The organism is Mycetocola sp. Y791 (genome assembly GCF_059445325.1).
On the sequence record NZ_JCAIUC010000005.1, the window covers coordinates 25,672 to 49,432 of the forward strand.

25 protein-coding genes and 1 pseudogene are annotated in these 23,761 nt (G+C 63.2%); 19 read left to right on the forward strand and 7 right to left on the reverse strand.

Annotated elements, in window-relative coordinates; genetic code table 11:
• Positions 1–622: 622 nt before the first annotated feature.
• On the forward strand, positions 623–1,561 hold the full coding sequence (locus tag AC1C2N_RS15730; RefSeq protein ID WP_495434515.1) for a DUF3560 domain-containing protein: 939 nt from the start codon (positions 623–625) through the stop codon (positions 1,559–1,561).
• Positions 1,562–2,049: 488 nt separating this feature from the next.
• Entirely contained in the window at positions 2,050–5,118 is a 3,069-nt protein-coding gene (locus tag AC1C2N_RS15735) for a Tn3 family transposase (protein WP_495434516.1), read from the forward strand.
• 276 nt (positions 5,119–5,394) lie between these two features.
• Here AC1C2N_RS15735 and AC1C2N_RS15740 read toward each other — a convergent pair whose 3' ends face one another.
• Positions 5,395–6,729 carry an MFS transporter gene (locus AC1C2N_RS15740; protein WP_075728825.1) on the reverse strand — a complete coding sequence of 445 codons (1,335 nt, stop codon included), beginning with the start codon at positions 6,727–6,729 and terminating at the stop codon, positions 5,395–5,397.
• Positions 6,726–8,402, reverse strand: a complete 1,677-nt coding sequence (locus AC1C2N_RS15745) for an ABC-F family ATP-binding cassette domain-containing protein (RefSeq protein ID WP_096253937.1) — start codon at positions 8,400–8,402, stop codon at positions 6,726–6,728. The genes AC1C2N_RS15740 and AC1C2N_RS15745 overlap by 4 nt, the downstream gene beginning before the upstream one ends.
• Positions 8,403–8,990: 588 nt before the next feature.
• Between AC1C2N_RS15745 and AC1C2N_RS15750 the strand changes: the two genes are divergently transcribed.
• The 14 genes from AC1C2N_RS15750 (at position 8,991) to AC1C2N_RS15815 (ending at position 16,180) form a co-directional block, all read left to right on the forward strand.
• Complete coding sequence (locus tag AC1C2N_RS15750) at positions 8,991–9,593, forward strand: recombinase family protein (RefSeq protein ID WP_495434517.1); 603 nt, start codon at positions 8,991–8,993, stop codon at positions 9,591–9,593.
• A gap of 174 nt (positions 9,594–9,767) precedes the next feature.
• Positions 9,768–9,908: a hypothetical protein gene (locus AC1C2N_RS15755; protein WP_495434518.1), complete on the forward strand. Its 141-nt coding sequence runs from the start codon at positions 9,768–9,770 to the stop codon at positions 9,906–9,908.
• 42 nt (positions 9,909–9,950) lie between these two features.
• Positions 9,951–10,364, forward strand: a complete 414-nt coding sequence (locus tag AC1C2N_RS15760) for a hypothetical protein (protein ID WP_086991050.1) — start codon at positions 9,951–9,953, stop codon at positions 10,362–10,364.
• A gap of 371 nt (positions 10,365–10,735) precedes the next feature.
• Entirely contained in the window at positions 10,736–11,641 is a 906-nt protein-coding gene (locus AC1C2N_RS15765) for an ArdC-like ssDNA-binding domain-containing protein (protein WP_086991049.1), read from the forward strand.
• 309 nt (positions 11,642–11,950) lie between these two features.
• Positions 11,951–12,157, forward strand: coding sequence for a hypothetical protein (locus AC1C2N_RS15770; RefSeq protein WP_047524888.1), 207 nt, complete (start codon positions 11,951–11,953; stop codon positions 12,155–12,157).
• A gap of 32 nt (positions 12,158–12,189) precedes the next feature.
• Positions 12,190–12,450 carry a hypothetical protein gene (locus tag AC1C2N_RS15775; protein WP_086991048.1) on the forward strand — a complete coding sequence of 87 codons (261 nt, stop codon included), beginning with the start codon at positions 12,190–12,192 and terminating at the stop codon, positions 12,448–12,450.
• Between the two features lie 74 nt (positions 12,451–12,524).
• The gene (locus AC1C2N_RS15780; protein WP_086991047.1) at positions 12,525–12,728 is read left to right on the forward strand and encodes a hypothetical protein; all 204 of its coding nucleotides are present in this window, start codon (positions 12,525–12,527) and stop codon (positions 12,726–12,728) included.
• 364 nt (positions 12,729–13,092) lie between these two features.
• Positions 13,093–13,344: a glutaredoxin-like protein NrdH gene (gene nrdH, locus AC1C2N_RS15785; RefSeq protein ID WP_047523863.1), complete on the forward strand. Its 252-nt coding sequence runs from the start codon at positions 13,093–13,095 to the stop codon at positions 13,342–13,344.
• A 29-nt stretch (positions 13,345–13,373) separates the two neighbouring features.
• Positions 13,374–13,565: a hypothetical protein gene (locus tag AC1C2N_RS15790; protein WP_047523862.1), complete on the forward strand. Its 192-nt coding sequence runs from the start codon at positions 13,374–13,376 to the stop codon at positions 13,563–13,565.
• The gene (locus AC1C2N_RS15795; RefSeq protein WP_159456878.1) at positions 13,562–14,083 is read left to right on the forward strand and encodes a thermonuclease family protein; all 522 of its coding nucleotides are present in this window, start codon (positions 13,562–13,564) and stop codon (positions 14,081–14,083) included. The genes AC1C2N_RS15790 and AC1C2N_RS15795 overlap by 4 nt, the downstream gene beginning before the upstream one ends.
• A gap of 90 nt (positions 14,084–14,173) precedes the next feature.
• Positions 14,174–14,533 (forward strand): single-stranded DNA-binding protein, encoded by a 360-nt coding sequence (locus AC1C2N_RS15800; protein WP_086991045.1) that lies wholly within the window; start codon positions 14,174–14,176, stop codon positions 14,531–14,533.
• An 88-nt stretch (positions 14,534–14,621) separates the two neighbouring features.
• Positions 14,622–15,413, forward strand: a complete 792-nt coding sequence (locus AC1C2N_RS15805) for a ParA family protein (protein WP_086991044.1) — start codon at positions 14,622–14,624, stop codon at positions 15,411–15,413.
• Entirely contained in the window at positions 15,406–15,801 is a 396-nt protein-coding gene (locus AC1C2N_RS15810) for a ParB family protein (RefSeq protein WP_143244612.1), read from the forward strand. Before AC1C2N_RS15805 ends, AC1C2N_RS15810 begins: the two co-directional genes overlap by 8 nt.
• Positions 15,802–15,814: 13 nt before the next feature.
• Positions 15,815–16,180, forward strand: a complete 366-nt coding sequence (locus AC1C2N_RS15815) for a hypothetical protein (protein WP_086991042.1) — start codon at positions 15,815–15,817, stop codon at positions 16,178–16,180.
• Positions 16,181–16,254: 74 nt separating this feature from the next.
• On the opposite strand, the gene AC1C2N_RS15820 is transcribed toward AC1C2N_RS15815, so the two are convergent.
• From AC1C2N_RS15820 to tet(33), 4 genes are all read right to left on the reverse strand, one after another.
• Complete coding sequence (locus tag AC1C2N_RS15820; RefSeq protein WP_001389365.1) at positions 16,255–17,019, reverse strand: IS6-like element IS6100 family transposase; 765 nt, start codon at positions 17,017–17,019, stop codon at positions 16,255–16,257.
• Positions 17,020–17,058: 39 nt separating this feature from the next.
• Complete coding sequence (locus AC1C2N_RS15825; protein WP_495434519.1) at positions 17,059–17,199, reverse strand: hypothetical protein; 141 nt, start codon at positions 17,197–17,199, stop codon at positions 17,059–17,061.
• A gap of 99 nt (positions 17,200–17,298) precedes the next feature.
• Positions 17,299–18,546, reverse strand: a complete 1,248-nt coding sequence (locus tag AC1C2N_RS15830) for an IS256 family transposase (protein ID WP_495434520.1) — start codon at positions 18,544–18,546, stop codon at positions 17,299–17,301.
• Positions 18,547–18,725: 179 nt separating this feature from the next.
• The gene (gene tet(33) / locus AC1C2N_RS15835; protein WP_495434523.1) at positions 18,726–19,949 is read right to left on the reverse strand and encodes a tetracycline efflux MFS transporter Tet(33); all 1,224 of its coding nucleotides are present in this window, start codon (positions 19,947–19,949) and stop codon (positions 18,726–18,728) included.
• A gap of 38 nt (positions 19,950–19,987) precedes the next feature.
• Between tet(33) and AC1C2N_RS15840 the strand changes: the two genes are divergently transcribed.
• The 3 genes from AC1C2N_RS15840 to mobF all read left to right on the forward strand — a co-directional run bounded on the left by AC1C2N_RS15840 (position 19,988) and on the right by mobF (position 22,747).
• Positions 19,988–20,557 (forward strand): TetR/AcrR family transcriptional regulator C-terminal domain-containing protein, encoded by a 570-nt coding sequence (locus AC1C2N_RS15840; protein ID WP_011867690.1) that lies wholly within the window; start codon positions 19,988–19,990, stop codon positions 20,555–20,557.
• Between the two features lie 347 nt (positions 20,558–20,904).
• On the forward strand, positions 20,905–21,105 hold the full coding sequence (locus tag AC1C2N_RS15845) for a hypothetical protein (RefSeq protein ID WP_069408167.1): 201 nt from the start codon (positions 20,905–20,907) through the stop codon (positions 21,103–21,105).
• Between the two features lie 94 nt (positions 21,106–21,199).
• On the forward strand, positions 21,200–22,747 hold the full coding sequence (mobF, locus tag AC1C2N_RS15850; RefSeq protein WP_495434521.1) for a MobF family relaxase: 1,548 nt from the start codon (positions 21,200–21,202) through the stop codon (positions 22,745–22,747).
• 73 nt (positions 22,748–22,820) lie between these two features.
• Here the strand turns inward: mobF and AC1C2N_RS15855 are convergent.
• Positions 22,821–23,672, reverse strand: a pseudogene (locus AC1C2N_RS15855) (IS256 family transposase); the annotation flags it as partial.
• Positions 23,673–23,761: the final 89 nt, after the last annotated feature.

The following is a 23,761-nucleotide window of genomic DNA, read 5'->3' on the forward strand; positions in this document are numbered from 1 at the left end:
ACCGCAACCAAACCCCATCTGAGGGCAAGGGGTTCGCTTGCGAAACCCGCGGCAGCCCCACCGCACCCGTTGTCGTGCGCCAACACGTGGACGGCTGCACGCACCCGACCACCTGGTGACGACGACTGTTCGGCTCGCCCGCCGCACAATGGGCACAGCTCAGCTATCGCAGGGCTGACCTGCACCCAGTGTGGACGGCCGAGCATCGTCATGGTCGGCCGCAGGCCTCCCCCCAGCAGCTCGTCGAGCTGCACCGGCCGCATCCGCGGCCGACGGCCGGCGACCGAGGCCGGCCGATTCGAGCAGGCCGCTGCGCGGCCGCACTCCCCCGCGCTGACGCGCTCATTCTTTTGCCGTTGATGCCTTCGGCAGCATAGCGACCGCTCTGCTTCTCGCATCCGTCCGGTCACCCGCTGCGCGGCCTCCCTTGACGCGCCGGCCTCGCCCGTCTCTCGCTGCGCTCGGCCGTGCGGGTTCGTCACTACGGTTGCGCTCCGCGGCCGCGCTCGCGCTGGCACAGGGTGCCATCAACGGCAAAAAGAAATCGAGGGAGAACCGGGAACACCCGACAAGCCCACCAAATAGAGGCATTATCCCTAATAGAGACAATGGAGACATTGACATGCTGACCATCACCCACACGCACGAAGCCGGAACCATCATCGAGGGCACCGAGCGCGGCGACGGCACCGCGCAGATCCTCAAAGCGAACGGATGGCGCTGGGGCCGCAGCATCTCCGCCTGGTACGTGCCGCACAGCCGCGACCGCCTGCCCAAGGATTACGTCATCACCCGCACCGCCTCAGCCCTCGAAACCGCAGGCTACGCGCTGGCCCTCGAAATCGACCGCACCACCCGCAGCGCCGGAGAGGTCGAAGCAGGCAAGGCCATGCGCCAGGCCAACCGCGCCGACGCGCTCGAAGCGAAGGCGCTGCGCAAGAGCGCAGACGCACAGCAGGCATGGAACCGGGCAGACGCGGCCGGTAACGCGCTCCCCGAGGGCGGCGAGCCCATCAAGATCGGCCACCACTCCGAGCAGCGCCACCGCAACGCCATCGAGACGGCACACCGCCGCATGGGGCAGGCCATCGCAGCCGACGCCGAGGCCGAGGAAACCGCACGGCGCGCACGCGTCGCGGCCGCCACCACGAGCGCCCGCTACAAGCCCGTGACCGTCGCGAACCGCATCGAGAAAATTACCGCCGACATTCGCCGAGTCGAGCGCAGCATCTCGGCCGACGTCTACGACCGCGAAACCGGCTACAAGCCCGCCACCGCAGAGCAGCAGGCCAAGCGCGCCGAGCACTACGCGCCCCAGCTCGCCGAGCTGCGCGACCAGCTCGCCTACTGGCAGCAGATCCGCGCCGACCAGATCGCCACCGGCCAGGCCACCAACTACAGCCGCGAGACCGTCAAGAAAGGCGACGCCGTGAAGATCCGCGGCACCTGGTCACTCGTGCAGCGCGCCAACCCCAAGACCGTACGAATCCAGGTCGAAGCCGGATGGGATCTGGCCTACGCCTGGGCCGAGGTGCAGGACCACCGCCACGCCGCAGAATAGAGGCATTATCCCTATAAGAGGTATTAGAGGTATTAGGGGCATAGGGGCCGCGCGCAGAGCGTGGCCCCAGCCGCGCCCCGATAGGGCGCGGCGCGAGGGTGCGACCCCCTCGCGCTCCCCCAGTTCGAGCCGACGGAGCGGCCCGAGCCAGACGCCGGCCGGCAAGCCGGCCGCAGTAGGCGCAAGCGCCCAATTTATTGCCGTTGATGCCTTCGGCACTGTAGCAACCGCTCCGCTGCGCGCATCCGTCCGGGCGGTCGCTGCGCGGCCTTCCTAGACGCGCCGGCCTCACCCGTCTCTCGCTCCGCTCGGCCGTGCAGGACCAGCACTACTCCTGCACTCCGCTACTGCGCTCGCTGTGGCACTACGTGCCATCAACGGCAAAAAAATGAGAGGGAGAGAGAACATGGCAACCACCTAGGGGTCTTGGTAGTAACGGGGACGGATTGAGCGCTAAGCCCTGCGAGGGCGCGAGGTAGCGTGGTGATATGCCGACTGATCAATATTTGACCGAGGAACAAGCGGTGGTGTTCGGGCGGTTCGTAGGCGAACCATCTCAGGCGGAGCTGGAGCAGTTCTTCTATCTCGACGCGGCTGACCTGGAAAGGATTGCTGGGCGCCGCGGTGACCACAACCGGCTCGGTTTTGCGCTTCAGGTTGGGACAGTGCGGTTCTTGGGTGCTTTCCTGTCGGATCCGCTGGATGTTCCGTGGTCCGTGGTGGAATATTTGGCGGCACAGCTCCGAATCAATGATCCCTCGATGATCAAGCGGTACCCCGAGCGCGTTGCGACTCCGAACGCTCATGCGCGGGAGATCCGCCGGCTCTATGGCTACGGGGACTTCACGGGAGCTGCGGTCGAGGATTTGAGCGAGTTCGTTTACTCGCGCGCCTGGACGCATGGTGAGGGGCCGAAGGCGTTGTTCGCCCATGCGGTGGCCTGGTTGCGTCGGAAACAGGTACTCCTTCCTGGCGTGACGAGACTACTGAAGTCGGTTCAGGCTGCTCGTGAACGTGCAGTGTCGGAGCTGCACGAGCGACTGGCTGGGGCAGCAATGGTCGCGGATCCTCAGTTGCCGGGACGTTTGCTTGGATTGCTGGCCGTTGATGAGGGTGCCCGTGGGTCCAGGTTAGAAGCATTACGCGCAGGGCCTGTGAGGTTATCCGGGCCTGCCTTGAACAAGGCCCTGACACGGGTCGAGCAAGTCAGTGCCCTGGGGATTGACGCGGTGGAGACTTCAGGAATGCCGGCATCTCGGTTACGGGCGCTGGCACGGTATGGGGTGGAAGCAAAGGCGCAGTCGCTGCGCCGATTGGCGGAGCCGCGCCGCACGGCCACGTTGGTTGCGACAGTGGAAGCGTTGTCAGTGGCGGCGGTCGATGATGCGTTGGACTTGTTCGATGCACTGATGGCATCGAAGGTATTGGGGCCCTCGAAGCGGGCTGCGGTCGCGGCACGGTTGGAGACACTGCCCGAGCTGGAGAAAGCCTCGGCTGTTCTTGCCCGTGTCGGCCGTGAATTGGTCTGTCTGCTGGAGGAAGCGGGCGAGCAAGTCGATGTAGCGACGGTATGGGCGCGGCTGGAAAAGGTCGCCGCAAGGGATCAGATCACGCAGTACGCCGACACGGTCGGTGCTCTCATCCCGGATGCCTCTGGACTGGAGGGCGCGATGCGTGTGCAGGTGGCCCGCCGATACCGGACGGTTGCCCCGTTCCTGGGGTTGTTGGCTACCGTGTTGCCACTGCGGGCAACGGCAACGGGACAGCCTGTGCTTGATGCCCTGGCCGGATTGGAAGCCCTGCGTGGCCGCCGGCAGCTCCACAAGGACGACGTTACCGAGGCCTTGGTACCGGCTGCCTGGCGCGCGGCGGTGTTCGGTCGCGACGGGGTAGAAGTTGACCGGGAAGCATGGATTTTGTGCGTGTTGGAGCAGCTACGCGTTTGCCTGCGCCGTCGGGACGTGTTTGCCACACCATCGACCCGGTGGGGCGACCCACGCGCCCAGCTGCTCGACGGTGAGCAGTGGGAACAGGTACGTGATCGGGCGCTGACCAGCTTGGGCCTGGAAGGGCCGGCTGCTGAACACCTGAACGATCGTGTTGAGGTACTGGATACGGCCTGGAAGAACTTGACGGCAAGCCTCGAGGAAGCGGGCCCAAACGGTTCAGTACGGGTGGAACCCTCAAGTACGGACGGGCGCACACGTTTGAAGGTTGACCGTCTGGATGCCCTGGAGATCCCGGACTCGCTGCGTGAACTCCGTGGGCAGGTCGCCTCGATGCTGCCACGGGTAGATCTTCCCGAGCTGCTGCTGGAGGTTCATTCCTGGACCGGGTTCCTCGACGCCTACACTCACATCGGGCAGTCCAGGGCCCGTATGGATGATCTGCCGCGCTCGGTTGCGGCGCTGCTGGTTGCAGAGGCCTGCAACGTTGGCCTGACACCCGTGGTTGCTGAGGGCCACCCGTCTCTGACGCGCGCTCGGCTTGGACACGTGGATGCGAACTACCTGCGCAGCGAGACTCACGCCGCCGCGAACGCGACCTTGATCAAGGCCCAGGGTGAGATCCCTGTCGCTCAGGTGTGGGGCGGTGGGCTGCTGGCCTCGGTCGATGGTCTGCGGTTCGTGGTACCGGTACGCACGATTAACGCTGCCCCGAACCCGAAGTATTTCGGCCGTGGACGCGGGCTGACGTGGTTCAACGCGGTCAACGACCAGGTGGCCGGCATCGGCGCCACTGTCGTGCCCGGCACCGTGCGTGATTCACTCTACGTGCTGGACACGATATTGAACCTCGACGGCGGCCCCCGACCGGAAACGATCACCTCGGACACGGCTTCCTACTCCGACATGGTCTTCGGGATCTTCGCCCTGCTGGGCTACCGGTTCTCGCCACGGATCGCCAATCTGTCCGACCAACGCCTCTGGCGCGCAACCCCGCGTGGCACCACGGACTCCGATTACGGGTCGCTGAACGATGTCGCCCGCAACCGGATCAACTTAGCCAGGATCGCCGCACACTGGGATGACATGACCCGCGTCGCTGCGTCTCTGGCGACAGGGACGGTGCGCGCCTACGACTTGCTGCGCGTGCTCTCGCGTGACGGCAGCCCGTCCCCACTGGGTGCCGCGATCACCGAATACGGGCGCATCGACAAGACCATCCACCTGCTCGCCCTCATCGACCCACTCGAGGAAACATACCGGCGAACGACCCATACGCAGCAGACCGTCCAGGAATCACGCCACCGTCTGGCACGCGCCATCTTCCACGGGCGGCGCGGGCAGATCTACCAGCGCTACCGCGAGGGCCAGGAGGACCAGCTCGGTGCACTTGGCTTGGTCCTGAACGCCATCGTGCTCTGGAACACCCGCTACACAGATGCCTCCATCAATGCACTGCGCGAGGACGGCAACCTCGTGGATGACGCCGATATCGTCCGGTTGTCCCCGCTCGGCGATCAACACGTCAACATGCTCGGTCGCTATGCCTTCACCACCACCACACCAAGCGGGCTTCGCCCCCTGCGTATCTCCCCTGATAGCGCTGACTGAACCATAGGTAGCGGGTCTGATACTGGTATGGACCACGCTGCTCTGAACGTAACCAGTCCCGCAAGAACCCAAGGAACGTCTACTGGGACAGCTCCTTTTGGCGAACCTGTCTGTGCGCGGTTCACAGCGATTTGGAACATTCAATTCTTGGCAGCGTGCTCGTGAGTTCTGGACTTGTGGCAGCGGGATTGCCTCCTGCCTGCCCCTCGTGGGCGTGGAAGCATCCTTAGCGGACTCCCACGCCCAGGTGATGAACATTTGCACCTGTGAGGGGGGTTATTCGTGTTCCTGACGTATCAACTCGATGGGGTCTTGGCTCTCAGTGGTGGCATTGAGAGGATGCTTCATTTCGTCTCGTCGCATTCTCCCGGCGAGTACGGCAAGGACCGCGATCAATACCGGTGTTGTCCCTGCTACGGCGAAGATGACGGTTGCGGGTACCACCATTGCGATGGGACCGACCAGGGCAATCGAAAGTGGCATCAGCGCGATCGAAATGAAAAAGTCCAGGCTTGCGACGCGGCCAATCATGTTTATCGGAACCCGCTGTTGCAGAAGCGTGCCCCAGATGACCATTCCTGCCCCTGAGCTGAATCCGACAATGAACAGGGCAGCTGCCATCACCCAGAACGATGTAGTGATACCCAGGAATGCTAGTGGGATGGTCCCGGCACCCCAGCCAAGCACCATGACACTCAGGTAGCGGCGTGGCATTCGCAGGGAAGAAACAACCAGCGATCCAACCGCCCCTCCCATCCCGAACGCAGTGAGGAGAAACCCAAAAACCTGCTCGCCATTGCCGAAGTTGTCTCGTGCAATGAAGGGAATGAGCACTTCTATCGGCCCCATGATGATCAATGTCATGAGGCACGCAAAGATGAGTGTCCAAAGCAGCCATCTCGTTTTCACCGTAAAGGAAATACCTTCACCCAGATCCGCAAAGATACCTTGTGACGCTGCGGCTCGATCTAGTTCTTTGGGGCCTCTCGGGTCTGGACGTATGAAGACCACCAGGCTCAGTGCTATCGCATAGAGTGCGGCGACGACCAACGCGCCGTGCATCGGAAGAAATGCTCCCACGATCATTCCTCCGATCGCCGGCCCGATTCCTTGCCCCATAGTGGGTCTGAGTGCACCTTCCAAACCGTTGGCCGCTAAGAGTTCATCCGGGGGCAAAATGGTGGGTAGGAAAGCACTGCAGGCCGGGTAGAAGAACGCGCTCCCAGCCCCGAGCATTGCTGAGGCAAGGGCCATGTGCCAAAGCTGGATACCTCCACTGAACGCCATAAGGGTCACCATTGCCACGGCAGCCAAGTTCGTTGCCTGGACCGAGATGATGATGGTCCGTTTCGAGAAGCGGTCGGCGGTGACACCTCCGACCAGAGCGAAGGCGAAGAGGCCGCCGCTGAGGCAGGCCGCGACCATTGATAGTGCCGTGGGTGAGTTGTCGATCGAGAGTACCTGGAAAACCATCACGATGGTCCACATGCCGGTTCCGAAAAGTGATAGACCCACCGCGCCTAGTAGTAGGCGGTAGTCACGATGATGAAGCGGGGCCAAGGCTCGCCATTTTGATGCAGAAGCGGGTTTGTGATGTGGTGACGTATTCATGAGGTGCGCCCTTCGAATGTTGAGCTTCCAGACCAGTTTTCTTTGGGGTTTGCCAAGTTGATGTGCTGCCAGCTTGCAAGGTCGCGGCGAAGTTGACGGTCGTGGGTCGCTACTATTACGGCGGCCTTCGTCAGGTGTAGCCCCTCGGTGAGTTCATCAACAAGGGATATGGACAGGTGGTTACTGGGTTCATCGAGCAACAGCACATGAGGTTTGGTTGCCAGTGCCATCGCAAGATCGAGACGGCGCTGTTGGCCCATGGATAGCTCCCGCACGGGACGGTTAAGATCGGCCGAGGATAGAATCCCGAGCGACTTGAGGGAAATCATTTCGCCTTCTTTGAGCGTTCCGGCGCTGGTCAAGGTGCCGAGGTGGGCGTTGAATGCGTCGCGTGCCCGCAATGTCGTTGCGGTAGGAGATTCCTGGGCAAGGTATGCGATTCTTGCTCCACGGGCATGATGGATTTCTCCGGTAGAAGGTGCGAGGGTTCCGGCCAACACGTTAAGGAAGGTTGATTTTCCGGCACCGTTCGGCCCGGAGACCACAAACTTGCTGCCCGACTCGAGGAAAAGCGTCGTCACTGAGGGCATCCGCCCATCGACTGCGACTTCCACCGCCTGGATCAGTGTGACACCAGGCCGCGCGGAAAGTTCGGGCATTCGAAATTCAAGCGGTGGCTCGGGAGCAGTGATTCTGTGATTTTCAAGGTCATCGCGCCGTCTGTGCACCGAACGAACAAGACCTGGGGCACGGGTTTGCCGCTGGTGTTTCCCTGTTCCCTTGGGCGGTCGCCATCCCGACACGAGCCGGTTCTGAGCGGTTGCCAGGTCTTGGGTCAGTCGGGAATGTTCGGCTTGTTGCTGTTCGTATTCATCGACCCACCGTTCACGCTCTGCTGCGCGTCCTTCCTTGTACCCCAAATACCCTCCGCCGTAGAGGCGCGGAATCCCGTCTCGGCTCGGGTCAAGATCCAAGATGTGGGTTGCAACATCTGTCAGGAGTGCCCGGTCGTGGCTCACGACGACGATTCCTCCTGGGCTACCACGCAGCTGCTCGGTGAGATAGTCCAGCCCCTGCTGATCGAGGTGGTTCGTCGGTTCGTCCAGGAGAAGGAAATCATGTTCAGCGCCCAATAGGCAGGCAAGCCTGACGCGATAGCGCTGACCCACAGATAGTTCAGACAGCAGTTTCTCTCTGTCGGTGACGGCACCCAGAGCTTCGAGAGCGACGTCAACCCGGCGATCCGCGTCCCAGGCATCAAGCGTCTCGGCCGCATTCAGGGCTTCGGTGAATATCTCCTCCGCTCCTGGTGACTGGGCCGCCAAGGCTTCTGCGCCAAGATCAAATGCGCGCAGCGCAGCGCGGGAATCGGCCAGTTGCTCGGTGATGAGATCCCCGACCGTGCGGCCGTCATCGGTGGGCATTTCTTGTTCGGCGATGCCGAGCGTGCCAACGCGTAGCACTGTGCCTGAGTCAGGTGCCAGTATCTCGGCAAGGACGTGAAGCAGGGTTGATTTTCCGCGGCCGTTTTCGCCGACGATCCCCACTCGGGTTCCTGGTGTGATGGTGAGGTCAACGTTGGTCAGGACCCTACGCCCGCCACGGACAACATGAATAGTGGAAGCTATGAGCTGCGCGCGGGCGCGTGCAGGCAAGCTAATTGTGATGGTCATTATTCCTCCGAAAGGGAGGCGCAACCGCTCGGTTAGAAAACACCCATGGTTAGAAGTGATGGGCGTGATGTGGAGCGGGAAATGCGCTCAGATCTGCTGGGACGCCACACATGACAGAAATGTCGGTGACGATGGCATGAAAAACCAGCCCGCAGCCTCGGAAAACTCACAAGGAGCAGACTGGTGTTAGCCCCAGTAGACGAAGAATAAATAATTCACAGTTGCAATTGTACCATGGCAAGTGTTCAGTGGCGGGCTCCGTTTAGACTGTCGATTGAAGCTGTCCCGCAAGCTGGTCCCCTTGCGGACGCGAAATCGTAGTGCAGAGGACTTCGGACAGTCAGTGCAGTCGGCTTAGGGAAATGACAGCGTGTTTCCGCAGGGGCGCATTCCTGTATACCCGGTGCCCGGGAAAATGCCCGGTGATGCGGGTGCTAACCGGGATACACTGCGGCCGGACGTAGCATGTCGAGAAACGGTCATTTGACGACATCCCGAACCCGTCGACGACACGCCGCGGAAACCATGTCGGAAACCCGTGCCGAAAATCAACGTCGTCAAACCCTCCAGCACCGGTATTATCGACACATGTTGATCGGATACGCGCGGGTCTCCACCGCCGACCAAAACCCTGACCACCAAACGGACGCCCTGGCCCGCGCCGGCGTCGACCCGGCAAACATCTACCTCGACCACGCCAGCGGCGCCAAGGCCAGCCGGCCCGAGCTCGACAAGGCCCTCGCCTCGGCCAACCGCGCCGGCGACCAGCTGGTCATCACCCGTCTGGACAGGCTCGGACGCTCGGTGCTCCACCTGGTGACCCTCGGTGCGGCCCTCCGCGAGCGTGGTGTGGGATTACGAGTCCTTGAGCAGGGCATCGACACCACGACCGCGGAAGGACGCGCGATGTTCGGAATGCTCTCCGTCCTGGCCGAATTCCAACGAGAACTCATCGTCGCCAACACCCGCGACGGACTCGCCGCCGCCCGCGCCCGCGGGCGAACAGGAGGAAGACGCCCGAAGCTCACCGCCGACCAGGCCCACCACGCCCAGCAGCTCTACGACGCGGGGACCCATACGGTCCAACGCATCGCCGACCTGCTCCAGGTCCCGCGCTCCACCATCTACGGGCATCTCAACAAGGCAAGCATCGGACGGCGCCCCACCGCCAAAGCGACCCTGGAGGCTTAGCGCTCAATCCGTCCCCATTACTACCAACACCCCACCTACATCTGCAAGAGCTGCGCCGGACTGGCACCCGTTGGAATCGGCTACGCGGCCGAGGGCACCGCCGCCGAGGCGCAGCAGTGCGCCGAGCGGATCGCGTGCGAGTGCGGCCAGAGCCGAACCGCGAACGCTTGGGCCGTGCTCAACTGCCCATGCACCCGCATTCTTGGCCTGTACTCGATCGAGGAAGCAGCGACGGCCGCCGCCGAATGGTTCGGCTCGTGCAGCTTCGCCTACCGACTGGACGACGCCGAGCGTGACCGGCTCATCGCCGCCTAACTAGACCTATAAACCCTATAAGACCTAACGAAAGGTAAGACCATGAAGCCCACCCGAGTTATCCCGTTCGACACCGCACACATCGCCGGAGCTGACGAGTTCCACCGCTCGACCGCCGAACAGTTCCGCCAGGCAATCGGCCCCGGCGTGTTTATGTCGCTTGGTGCAAGCCAGCTCGCAGCAGTGCCCGGCCGCTACGACCGCGGCGGCCTACTGTTCACCGCCCGCATCCTTCCATTCACGCGAACCGGCGACCGCTACGCGGCCGCTCGCAACATGGCCGTGCTCGTGAGTACGACCCCGCTCGATGAAATCGAAATCGAGGTGCGCGAGTACGCCCGCGGCATCGAGCACGCGAAGATCGAAGGCGTCTACATTGACCAGCTCGCCCGCGTCCTGCTCGCCCTGGACTACGACGGCACCGAGGCACTGAACCCCCGCTACTGGCAGCAATAGACCTATAAGGGCTATTAGAGCCAGTCGCAGCCCGCCGCCAGCTCGGCGGCGGGCGAAGGGGTCACCCCCTCGCGCTCCCCCCGCCGGTCGCATCCGCGACCGGGGCCGCCGACAGAGGGCGGCCATGCGTCGGCCGCTGCGCGGCCGCCCTCATTTCAGCTATCGCATTTTCTTGCCGTGAAGCCTTCGGCAGCATACGTTCGCTCCACCTATGCGCAAGTGCTTTCGCGGCATATCCTCGCTCGCTGCGCTCGCTCCGGTATTCCACGGTCACTTGCACTCCGGCTGCGCTCTCTGCGCGGCACATTCGTGCCTTCACGGCAAAAAAACGTGAGGGGTAGTTGGTAGTCCGAGACACCGGGAGGTTCATCATGGCACGCACGATCAAGACCCAGAAGACCGCAGAGCAGCGCCGCGCCGAGGCCGACGCCCTGCACGAGTCCATCGCTCAGCAGGTAGAGCAGCTGCGCGACTCCGACGCCTGGCAGCGATTCCTCGACTTCGCCCGTTCGTTTCACTCCTACAGCTTGAACAATGTGCTGTTGATCCTCTCGCAGATGCCGACCGCGACCCGCGTAGCCGGGTTCCGCAAGTGGCAGCAGCTCGGCCGCCAGGTGCGCAAGGGAGAGCGCAGCCTGAAAATCTTCGGGTTCCGTGAGCGTAAGGCCAAGGCCGACGAAGAGAACGAAGACGGCACGCTCGACCAGCTCGACACAGGCGAGCGCGTCGTGCGCTACTTCCCGATGCTCAGCGTGTTCGACATGAGCCAGACCGACCCCACCGACGAATGGATCGACCCGAACCCCGCGCAGCGGCTCGACGGAAACGACGAGGCCGGAATCTACGCCGCCACCGCCGACTACCTCACCGCCCAGGGCTGGACAGTCACCCGTGAGACGATCCCCGGCGAAACCAACGGATACACCACGACAGACGGCACCAAGCGCGTAGTCGTAGACGCAGCGCTCAGCGACGCGCAGGCCGCTAAGACGATCCTGCACGAGGCCGCGCACGTCATCCTGCACAGCTCGGAGGATCACGCCGAGTACGTCGCGCACCGAGGCTTGAAAGAGTGCGAGGCGGAAAGCGTCGCCTACATCGTCGCCGGGATCATCGGCCTTGACACGAGCGCCTACAGCGTCGGCTACGTGGCCGGATGGATCGGAGACGACACCGACACCATCAAGCAGACCGCCGCAAACGTGCTGCGCGCTGCGCACACCATCGCAGACGCGATCACCGAGGCCGACGAAGAGCAGGAAGCCAAGGCCGCCTAAATAGGCCTATAAGACCTATAAGGGATGCCCGAGCAGCCCGCCGCCAGCCAGGCGGCGGGCGAGGGGGTGCCCTCGCGCTCCCCACCACATCGACGGCCGCAAGCGGCCGCAGGGCTTGAACGCTTCGCGTTTCTTGCCGTGAAGCCTGGCGGCACACTACATTCGCTCCACCTACGCGCAAGTGCTTTCGCGGCATATCCTCGCTCGCTGCGCTCGCTCCGGTATTCCACGGTCACTTGCACTCCGGCATCGCTCATTACGAAGGCGTAAACGCCTTCACGGCAAAAAAACGAGAGGGAGAGAGACACCATGCAGAGCATCAGCACCATCACGACCATCGTTCCCATCGTGGATGACACCGAGATTCCGCGACAGCTTCGCAAGCTCGCAGAGCGCGACGAAGACCTGATGAGCTACGCCCGCAGCGGCTACCGGCTCGCAAGCACCGTGGCGATCACCGGCCCTGAGTTCGTCACGTTCGTAGACACGCTGACCCGTGACCCCGAGCACAGCTAAATAGACCTATTAGACCCAAAGGAGATAAAAGTATGTTCAAGTTCCGCTCGCAGCTCACTGCCGCCCAATGGGCGACGATCCGCGACCTATGCCTGCACGAGCGGCAGCGCCCAGCAGCGCAGCGGCAGGCATTCGGCAGCATTGAAATCATCGTCATCGAGGACGACTTGACCGTGGAGAGCATCACCGTGCACCCGGACGGCCGCGCCGAGAAGTCGGTACTCAACGGCATTGGGGAGGGCTGGACAGAAAGTCAGCTCGATCAGTCCGAAATGGAGTGGATCGAAACCTAGACACCATTAGACCTATTAGGTACAATAGACCTATAAACCCCATAACCCCGAAACCGAACCGAGAGGTTGCACCCATGACCATCACCGCCGAGCACCTGACCATCACTCTCGAAGACGGCCGCGAGCTGACCGGCCGAACCCCCGTCGAGCTGGCGCACAAGTGGGCAGAGACCGAGCACGGCGAAGAGTGGCAGCAGCTCAGCGCCGCAAAGCAGAGCATCGAAATCACCGCGGCGCTCGATGCGCTCAACAGGGCAGCGCAGGAGTGCAGCGAATGAGTGCCCGCCGCCCGCGGCCGTTCGGCCGCGGGCACCAGGCGGCAGCGCCTAAGCGCTGCACCGGCCGCATCCGCGACCGGTGCAGCCGACAGAGGGCGGCCATGCGTCGGCCGCTGCGCGGCCGCCCCTCTTTCAAATCGTATTTTGCCGTGAAGCCTGCGGCATTCTACGTTCGCTCCACCTACACGCAAGTGCTTTCGCGGCATATCCTCGCGTCTCTCGCTGGCGCTCGGCCGCTCCGGTATTCCACGGTCACTTGCCCTCCGGCTGCGCTCGCTACGAAGGCACATGGTGCCTTCACGGCAAAAAAACGTGGGGGGAGTGTCAGAGGGAACCGAGGCACTGGGCAGGAAAGGAACCGATCATGAGCTTTACAGTCACCGTCTACAGCAAGCCGAGCTGCGTGCAGTGCAACGCGACCTATCGGGCGCTCGATAACAAGGGCATCAACTACCAGGTGATCGACGTGACCGCCGACGATGCGGCCGCCGAGTACGTCAAGGGGCTGGGCTACATGCAGGCACCCGTCGTCGTCACCGATGACGAGCACTGGTCAGGCTTTCGCCCCGACAAGATCGAAGCGCTCTCGCAGCGACTCACTGACACCGCGGAATAGACCCATAAGACCCATAAGGGGGAAATATCATGCTGACCAAAGAAGAGCGCGCCGCGTGGATCGCGAAGCGCGAGGCCGAGCACCAGAAGATCAAAGACCGCATCCGTGCAGCCGGGATCAAGTACCCGCTGGGCTGGGATGAAATGGGATCGAGTGAGAAAGATATGTGGGAAGACCGCATGATCCGCTCTATCGACCGGCTCGAAGGGAAGAGCAAGTGAGGGCGGGCGCGCTGCGCACGATCCTTGCAGGTGTGCTCGCAATCGCAAGTGCCACCGGCCTACAGAGCTGCACCGAGACGAGCGCGGCCGACGCCGAGCTGCTGCCCGCTGAGAGCGCACAAGTGATCGCCGTAGTGGACGGCGACACCATCGACGTGCAGACGGCCGGGGGAGAGGCGCGCGTGCGCCTCATCGGCCTCGATACACCCGAAATCAACCGTGACGGCGGGCAGGATGACTGCTACGCGCAAGAGGCGCGCGACGAGCTGAACACAATGGTCTACGGGCAGGCGGTCGAGCTGCGCGCCGATCCTACTCAGGATGACACCGACCGCTACGGGCGACTGCTGCGCCACGTCTACATCGACGGGCAGAGCGCAGCCGTCGTGCTGCTCGAAGCAGGAGCCGCGCACGAGTACACCTACGATGCGCCCTACATCGGCCAGGCCGAGCACCGCGACGCAGAGCGCGCAGCGCAGGCCGACGCGCTGGGAATGTGGGGGAGCTGCACCGGGTAATCTGCCGAAACCATAGACACGACTAGACCTATTAGGTACAATAGACCTATAAACCCCATAATCCCGAATACCGAACCGAGAGGAAAGATCATGACCACCTTCATCAGCTTCACCGGGAACCTGGCCAAGGCACCCGAGCTGCGCACCGACAAGAACGGCCGCCCCTACACCTTCGCTCGCGTCATCCGCACGGATCGCGTGAACAAGGGCGGTGAGTTCGAGGACGGCGGCACCGAGGGTTACGACGTTGCAGTCTGGGGAGCCGACGCCGAGGCGCTGTGCGACCTCGCTGAGCGTTGCGGGAACGTGCGCGTGAACGTCGCGGGCGAAGAGCTGCTGGACACCTACACGAACGACGAGGGCAACACCCGCACCGTTCGCAAGGTGCTCGATGCAGAAGTGACCGTGAGCCTTCGCGGGCAGACCGTCACCGTCGAGCGCCGGAACTAGACCGCCGAGATAGTGGGCTGCCAAGGTGCAGCCCACTATCTGCCCCCAATAGGGGTATTAGTACCATTAGACCTGAAAGAAGGGCACCATGATTCTTGCGTATTGCAACCAGAAGGGCGGAGTGGGGAAGTCCACCACCGTCTACCACCACGCCCGCGCCGCGATCCTCGACGGACAGCGCGTGCTTGTGATCGACGCCGACCCGCAGGGGAACATCACCAGCGTTCTCACCGAAGACATGCAAGAGGGCGACGTCGGAGTGGCAGACGCGCTCAGCAGCCGCAGCGAAGACACGCTGGCCGACGTGCTCGTGCCCGGTATCTGGGAAGGCCTCACAGTCGCGCCGACCGTGGGCGACAACCTGGCCGACGTGCGAAACGAACTCGTTATCTCATCGGAGCCAGGCCGCGAATCGCGGCTGCGCGCGCAGCTCGCCGCGATCCAGGCCGAATATGACCTGGTGCTCATCGACTGTGGCCCCGCTATCGACCCGCTAACGATCAGCGCACTCACGGCCGCCGAGGCAGTCGTGATCGTCTCACAGTCGAAGCTGTGGAGCGTCAACGGCCTCGCGAAGCTCATGACCACCGTGAGTCAGGTGCGCGAGCACTATAACCCGCAGCTCACGGTCGCCGGTCTGGTGCTCAACGCGCACGAGGCGCACACACTCGCAGGAGGCTACTGGGCCGACGAGCTGACGGCGGCCGCCGAGGCCGCACAGCTCCCGATTCTTACCCCACCCGTGCCGAAGCGGCAGGCAATCGCAGATGCCACCGAGACGGCCCGCGGCTTGGACGAAGGCGACGCGCAGGCGCGCGACCTCGCCGCGATCTACGCCGCACACATCGACCAGCTCATGAAGGGAACTGCTCATGTCTAAGAAACCCGAACGCCGACGCTCACAACTCGGCGGCCTGTCGCCCGTAGCGCCGATGAGCGGCCGCGTTGAGACGGCACAGCCGGCCCCTGAGAGAACAGCACCCGCAGCGGCCGCGCCCGCTGCGCCAAAGCGCACCGTGGCGGCCGCCAGCTCGAAGCCTGGCACCCGCACGAAGATGGGCTATTACGCGGCCCCGGAGGATAGCGAACGCATCCGTGCAGCGTTCATTGCAGCGAGGAACGCAGGGCGGCCGTATCGGTCACTCTCTGACTTCCAGCTCGAAGCAATTCTCGACAAGGTAGTGCAGCTCGAAGCCGAGCTGAACGGCGGCCGACCGTTCGAGGGCGCACCCGCGCACAGCCTGTCACCCGGCCGCCCGATGGAGTAGGGGAGTAACCACAATGGCAATCAACGAGGAACAGCGGCAGCTCGAAATCGCCGCCGAGGTCGAAGAGCTGGCGCGTGCGCTCGCGCACTCAACCCGTGACGTACCGCACCCGCGCGACTCATACCGGCTGCTCGGTGAGCTGGGCGCGACTATCGACCACCTGGCGCAGGTGATCGACCAGCTCGGCAAGTGGCACAGCCGCACCGAGGACGGCACGCACTACGACGGCGAAGACGGCGACGGCACCGGCAGCGCCCGTGCGGCCGCTGACGAGCTGACCACCGCAGCAAACATGCTCAGGCTGGCATCGAGTCACGTTCACCGGGCACACGGCCATAACGGCGTCGTGCGTTGGTATCAGGAGCCGCAGGAGAGCTGATGAGCGCGCTACAGATCATCGGCTCTGTTGCAAAGATTGGCGGCAGTCAGAGGTAGGCTGTCGCTCTGCGCCGATCAGGCGGCTGCTGCGAAATGGTGGTTGAGCATGCCCATGGCCTCCGTCAGCGCCGAGGGCCCAATGCCAAAAGCTCTCTCCACAAGGCGCACCTCGCCCCTGATGCCGGGCTGCAGGCACCAGGGGCGAGCCTGTCCTTTGCGCAGGGCTCGCATGACTTCGAATCCCTTGATCGTGGCATAGGCCGTGGGGATCGATTTGAAACCGCGCACCGGCTTGATCAGTATCTTGAGCTTTCCGTGATCGGCCTCGATCACGTTATTGAGATACTTCACCTGCCGGTGGGCCGTCTCCCGGTCCAGCTTTCCTTCGCGCTTCAATTCGGTGATCGCTGCACCATAGCTCGGCGCTTTGTCGGTATTGAGCGTGGCAGGCTTTTCCCAGTGCTTCAGGCCTCGCAGGGCCTTGCCCAGGAACCGCTTCGCTGCCTTGGCGCTGCGGGTCGGCGACAGGTAGAAATCGATCGTGTCGCCCCGCTTGTCGACTGCCCGGTACAGGTAGGTCCACTTGCCCCGCACCTTGACGTAGGTTTCATCCAGGCGCCAGCTCGGATCAAAGCCACGCCGCCAGAACCAGCGCAGCCGCTTCTCCATCTCCGGGGCGTAGCACTGGACCCAGCGATAGATCGTCGTATGGTCGACCGAAATGCCGCGTTCCGCCAGCATTTCCTCAAGGTCGCGATAGCTGATCGGATAGCGACAATACCAGCGCACCGCCCACAGGATCACATCACCCTGGAAATGGCGCCACTTGAAATCCGTCATCGTTCCGTCCGTCCAATCTCCGCCAAGCATGCTCAAGCTTCACGATTTTTGCAACAGAGCCCCCGCGTCCTCGATGACGCGACGGCGCTGCACGCTGTACTGAGGCGTACGGCCGGTGCGCAGTTCGGGAGGTATGTCGGCGTCGACGTACCCATGCTCGGCCAGCTCGCGGCCTGGCATGAGCGCGTCGTCGACGGGACGCACTACAACGGCGAGGACGGGCGCGGCGGGTCAAGTCCCGGGTGGTGGTGTAACGGTTGGTCCTTCGTGGTGATGGGGTCAGGCGCTGAGCTCGAGAACGGTATCGATCACCCCCTCGACGTCGTTGTCTGTGACGAGGGTGAGGCGGCTCTTCGCGAGGATGTCGAGGCCGAGGTAGCGGCGTCCTTCGGCCCATTCGTCGGTTTGCTCGGCGAGGACCGCGCCGACGAGGCGGATAATCGCGTCCCGGTTCGGGAAGATCCCGACGGAGTCAGTGCGGCGGCGGATTTCCCGGTTGAGACGCTCATTCGGGTTGTTGGACCAGATCTGCTGCCACAGGCCTTCCGGGAACTGCGCGAAGGCGAGAATATCGGCGCGGGCCGCGTCGAGGTGCTCGTGAGCGTCGGGCAGTTTCCCGTCGACGTAGTCCAGGAGCCGGTCGAACTGAGCGTGGACCGCGTCGGCGTCGGGCTGGTCGTAGACGGAGTGCAGCATCGCTTTCACCGCCGGCCACATGGCCTTCGGTGTCACACTCATCAGGTTCGCTGCGTAGTGCGTGCGACAACGCTGCCAAACAGCACCGGGCAGGTTCGCTGCGATTGCTTCGACGAGTCCTTGGTGGGCGTCGCTGGTGACGAGGCGGACGCCTCCGAGACCGCGGGCGACGAGGTCGGCGAAGAACGAGTTCCAGGCTGCTCCTGTCTCGCTGGTGGCCACGCGCAGGCCGAGCACCTCGCGACGCCCGTCGGCATTGACACCGGTCGCGACGAGCACCACTGCACCTATGACGCGGCCGCCCTCGCGAACTTTCATGGTGAGAGCGTCGGCAGCAACGAAGGTAAACGGACCGGCGTCGTCGAGCGGTCGGTGTCGGAACTGCTCGACGTGTGCATCGAGCTCCGCCGCCATCCGGGACACCTGCGACTTCGACAGGGAATGGATGCCGAGGGTCTTGACGAGCTTGTCCATCCGGCGTGTGGACACGCCGGCAAGGTAACAGTCGGCGACGACGGTGATCAGCGCGGTCTCGGCGCGTTTGCGGCGCTCGAGCAGCCATTCGGGGAAATAGGTTCCCTGCCGAAGCTTCGGGATCGCGACATCGATCGTACCGACCCGGGTGTCGAGGTCGCGGTGTCGGTAGCCATTGCGCTGCGTGATCCGGTCGGATGAGGGCTTGCCCCATTCAGCGCCGACCACGGCGTCCGCGTCCGCGGACAAGAGCGCGTTGATCATGGTCTGCAACAGACTGCGCATCAGATCCGGGGACGCGTCGGTGAGAGCTTCGCTGAGCAGGCCGGCAGGGTCGACAATAGTAGGAGCGGTCATCGTGTTGATGCCTTTCGAGTGGGTTGTAGGAGATTCCTCGAAGGATCACACGGTGACCGCGTCCACGTTCTACGACGTGCTGGCCACCGTGCGCTACACCACTTTACGGGGCACTACTCGCTAGTCGGCCATGGCGAAGCAGCGTCGCCGCCGTGTTGCTCCTGCTCACGCCTCACAACTCACATCGAGTCGCCGCTCGCCCATGAGCCGAACTTCGGGGACGCTGCTGTACCACGCATGATGAGAATCACGCAGGGCACGTAGAGTGCTGCGGCGCAGAGCCAGAGGAAGCCGTCGGCGTTGATGTAAGTGAGCGCGAAGATCGTTGTGAAAGCGACCGGTCCGAAGATCGATGTGATGCTGTTGATGCTGGCGAGCACACCCTGGAGGCGCCCTTGGTGCTGTTCATCGACGCGCTGGGAGAGAAGGGTTTGCAGAGCGGGGAGGCCGATGCCACCGATCCCCAGTGCCGCCAAGATAGGCGCCATGGAAAATGCGTCAGTGACAATCGCCAGGCCTACGAGACCCAAGGCGTCGGTAACACACCCGATGATGACTGTTTTTGCCTCACCGATCCACTCCACGATGCGGCCAGTAAGGAGGGCCTGCACGAGAACCTGTACGATCCCGAAGACGGACAGGGAGATTCCAACTTCGACGGGACTCCAGTCGAGGCGGTGTTCAGTAAACAGCACCCAGGTCGCACCTGGAGCCTGCCCAATGAATTGAACAAGGCCGAATGCGACTAATAGGAAGGTAATCCCAGGCACCGCGCTGAGGCCGGGGCGACCACGATGCTGAGCGAGCGACGCAGAGCGCGCAGGGGAATCAGGACGGGTCTCGCGTAACAGGATAAAGGTGAGTGCCAGATTGCTCGCTGAGAGAAGAGCAGCGAGCAAAAACGGCAGATGTGGTGAGATGGCACCGAACAGTCCACCCATGGCTGGCCCCGCGATCATTCCGCCGCCATAGCAGGCACTGAGTAAACCGAAACGCTTGGCGCGCTGGTGGGGTGGCGTGATGTCGGCGATCACGGTGGCGGTGACCGCATTGGTCGCTCCGGTTATCCCAGCCACTGCGCGGGCGATATAGAACACCGACAGAGCGGACGTCGTGGCGAGCACGAGATAGTCGACGGTCGCACCGGCCAGGGAAACAAGCAGCACCCGGCGGCGGCCGAATCGGTCCGACAGTGTTCCCAGTACGGGGGCAAAGATGAACTGCATTACCGCGTAGAGCGCGATCAGCACTCCGACGTTCAGCGGAACCGCATCAGCGGTGACCCCTGCCTCGTGTAGCAGTGCGGGGAGAATCGGCATCACCAGGCCCATGCCGGCGGCGTCGAGGCTAGCCGTGATGAGGACCGTGGCCAACGAGCCACGAGCGGAAGTGAGAGATGACACCTTATCAACGATAAAGTTATCGATGATAAAGTGCAAGCATGGCTCAGAAACAAGCGCGACTCGATCGTGCAGCAGTCTTGCGCGGTGCGAGGCATGTGCTCAATAACACGGGGATCGACGGTTTCACCACGCGGGCGCTGGCTGCGCATCTGCGGGTGCAGCAGCCAGCGCTCTACTGGCACTTTCGGACAAAGGCCCACCTGCTCGGATCGCTCGCAGCTGATGTGCTTGATCGCGAACACCACGCCTCACTCCCAGAGCCAGGGGAGCGCTGGGACGACTTTCTCCTGCGCAACGCGCGGAGCTTCCGGACAGCGCTTCTGGCAGTCCGGGATGGAGCACGGCTGCACGCAGAGTTTCACCGTCAAAAGAGTGACCAGATGCCAGCGGGCTCGGATGCCCCCGAAAGTCAGATCGAGTTTCTCGTGTCCGAAGGATTCGCTGAGGGCTCTGCGGTCCGAGCTCTCATGGCTATCAGCCGCTATACGGTCGGTTTCGTACTAGAAGAACAAACAGCGCTCGACAACGGATGTGAGCCTGTCGATCAAGACCTAGATTTCGAGTTCGGGTTAGTTGCAATGGTTGAAGGGCTGGCATCAAAGCGATGAGGGATGCTCGCACTTTGGGTCTCTGCGTCAGTAAGGTCAATCCTTTCCCGCTCCCGCAGCACCTTCTCCGCGATACTGACGATTCGCTCATGGCTACGGGGCTCACAAACGAGCAAATCAGGGACCGTATGCATGTCGCGTCGCGATCGCGGAACGGCACATCAGCAGCATCTTCACCATGCTCGACCTTAACGAGCGCACAGGGAACAAGCGCGTCATCGCCGTCCTCGAGTACCTCAAGAACTAAGCGTCGAGTGCGCGACCGGCGCGATGACCATAGGTAACGGCGGTTTAGCATCGGTGCCGCATCTTGACACGACTCAATCCGCGACAGCTAACCTCCGCATATGGAGTTCGACGGAATGGAGATCCCCGACGATATCGAGGTCACGGTCTGGGGGAGCAACGAGCACCGGCTCTGTAACGTCTGCCGCGCAGAATGCGACCCCGAGCCGAGCGGCGCCGACGGGTACGGCGTGCGAATCATCTACGTCTGCCGCGACCACGGACTCCAATCCGTCGTGGACCCATTCGAGCATCTCCGTTGAAGCGCGTTCTTCGCTATCTCCCTGCATTGACGCAAACATCGCGCTCTCCGCCTTCCGAGGGTAGATCCCAAGATCTGCGGCGCACCTGCCCAGTGTGACGATTTCGATCAGGGTCATGACCGCTGGGGACGGGTACCGGTACCTGCTGAACGCAGTTGTCGCTGGCGACGGGGATCGCGATGCGTCGTCAGCGCTGACAAGGTACTACCTTGAAGCAGGGACGCCTCCCGGCATCTGGCTCGGGGCCGGCCTCCCAGGACTCGCCGGAGAGATCGCCGTCGGTGCCTCGGTGAGCGAGGAGCAGTTACGGCGCCTCATGGGGCACGGGCAGGATCCGAACAGCGGCGAGCAACTGGGGCGTCCGTGCCGAAAGTTTGCCACCGCGGGCGAGCGGACGCAGCGCCGCCTCGATCAGCTCCCGAAGTCACTCACCGCAGGTGAGCGTACCGCGCAGCAAGCGCTGATCGAGGCGGAGGAAGCACAGAAGCCGACCAATGCGCCGGTCGCAGGGTTCGATCTCACGTTCTCGGTCCCGAAGTCCGTCTCGACCCTCTGGGCAGTTGCCGACGGCGGGACACAAGCACTCATCGCTCAAGCCCACCACGCAGCGATCCATGACGTAATCGCTCTGCTCGAACGCGACGTCGCGATGACCCGGGTCGGCGCGAAAGGACCGCGCGGCGCCGTCGCGCAAGTCGACGTGCGGGGTGTGATCGCGACCGCCTACGATCACTACGATTCCCGCGCCGCGGACCCACAACTCCACACGCACGTCGTCGTCGCCAACCGGGTGCAAGCCGTCGATGACGGGAAGTGGCGTACGCTCGATTCCCGCGCCATCCACGCCGCCGTCACGGGCCTATCGGAGCACTACAACGCCGTCCTCTCGGACCGTCTCACCCAGATCCTCAGTGTCGGGTGGGAAGGCCGCGACCGCGGTGCCGGGCGCTCCACGGCGTGGGAGATCGTCGGCGTGCCGCAGGAGCTGATGGACGAGTTCTCTTCCCGCACACGCGATATCGAGCAGGTCAAAGACCGGCTGGTCGACGACTACGTCATGAAGCACGGGAGGCAGCCGTCCCCGAAGCTGGTGTGGCAGTTCCGGCAGCAGGCCACGCTCGAGACCCGGCCGCCGAAGCAGCAGCACTCCCTCAGCGACCTCACCTCCCAGTGGCGAGAACGCGCGACCGCGTTGCTGGGTGAGGACGCGCCAACCTGGGCGTCGGCACTGCTCGCCGGCAGCGCGGGCGAACCGTTGCTGCGGGCGGACGATATCCCGTTGGAGGATCTCGAGGAGGTCGCCGAGGTTGTGGTGCAGCAGGTCGGTGATCGGCGGGCGACGTGGAAGCGGTGGAACCTCCACGCGGAGGCGGTGCGACAGACGATGGATCTCCGCTTCGCGTCCGCGAACGACCGGGACTCGATCACCCAGCAGATCGTCGATGCCGCAGAGCGGGTCTCGCTGCGTCTCACCCCGCCCGAGCTCGCGACGAGCCCCTCGCTGTTTCGTCGCGCGGACGGGTCGAGCGTGTTCCGACCCAAAGCCGGAACGGTGTTCTCCTCCGAGCAGGTGCTCGCGGCAGGGTCAAGTCCCGTGGAGTGGTGTAACCGTTTCGTGATCCTTCAAGGATGTGGGGGCTAGTTTTCGTTGTGATTGCAGATGCTCGCGACGAGCTCACTCACGGTGTCGGAGTACAGCCCAGGAGTGGGGGCGCTCATGCTGCGGCCCCGAGCTCGGGGAGCTCATGGTGCTGGCCGATCGTGTCGGTGTCCACGAGCGTGAGGCGGCACCTCGCGAGAACGTCAAGGCCGAGGTAACGGCGACCCTCGGCCCATTCGTCAGACTGCTCCGCAAGAACGGCCCCGACGAGGCGGGTGATCGCGGCCCGGTTCGGGAAGATCCCCACCACATCGGTCCTGCGGCGGATCTCACGGTTCAGACGCTCGTTCGGGTTATTCGACCAGATCTGCTGCCACACATCTTTCGGGAACGTGGTGAACGCGAGAATGTCAGCCCGGGCAGCATCGAGGTGGTCGTGCACTTCGGGGAGTTTGTCCTCGACGTAGTCCAGGAGCCGGTCGAATTGGGCCTCAACACTTTTCTGGTCGGGTTGGTCGTACACGGAATGCAGCATCGCTTTCACCGCCGGCCACATGCTCTTCGGGGTCACTGACATCAGGTTCGCAGCGTAGTGCGTGCGACACCGTTGCCACGACGTCCCAGGGAAGTTCGCGCGCATCGCTTCAACGAGGCCAGCGTGCGCGTCAGAGGTGATGAGTTTCACCCCGGTGAGGCCGCGCGCGACAAGGTCCGCGAAGAACGCGTTCCACGACATCGTGGTCTCCGCGGTCGCCACTTGCATGCCCAGGACTTCCCGATGCCCGTCAGCGTTCACCCCGGTCGCGACGAGCACCATGGTGTTGATCACCCGCCCGCCCTCACGCACTTTCATCGTGAGTGCGTCGCACGCGACGAACGTGAACGGGCCGGCCTCACCTAACGGCCTCGTGCGAAACTCACGCACATGCTCGTGGGTCTGCTGAAGCTTTGATTGACTCTGGTTTCTTCACGCCGCGAGTGCGACGCTGCCTACATTAACAACTTCAAACTCGACCGGGGTCAACTTCCCAAGCCCACGCTGGCGACGCTTGCGAT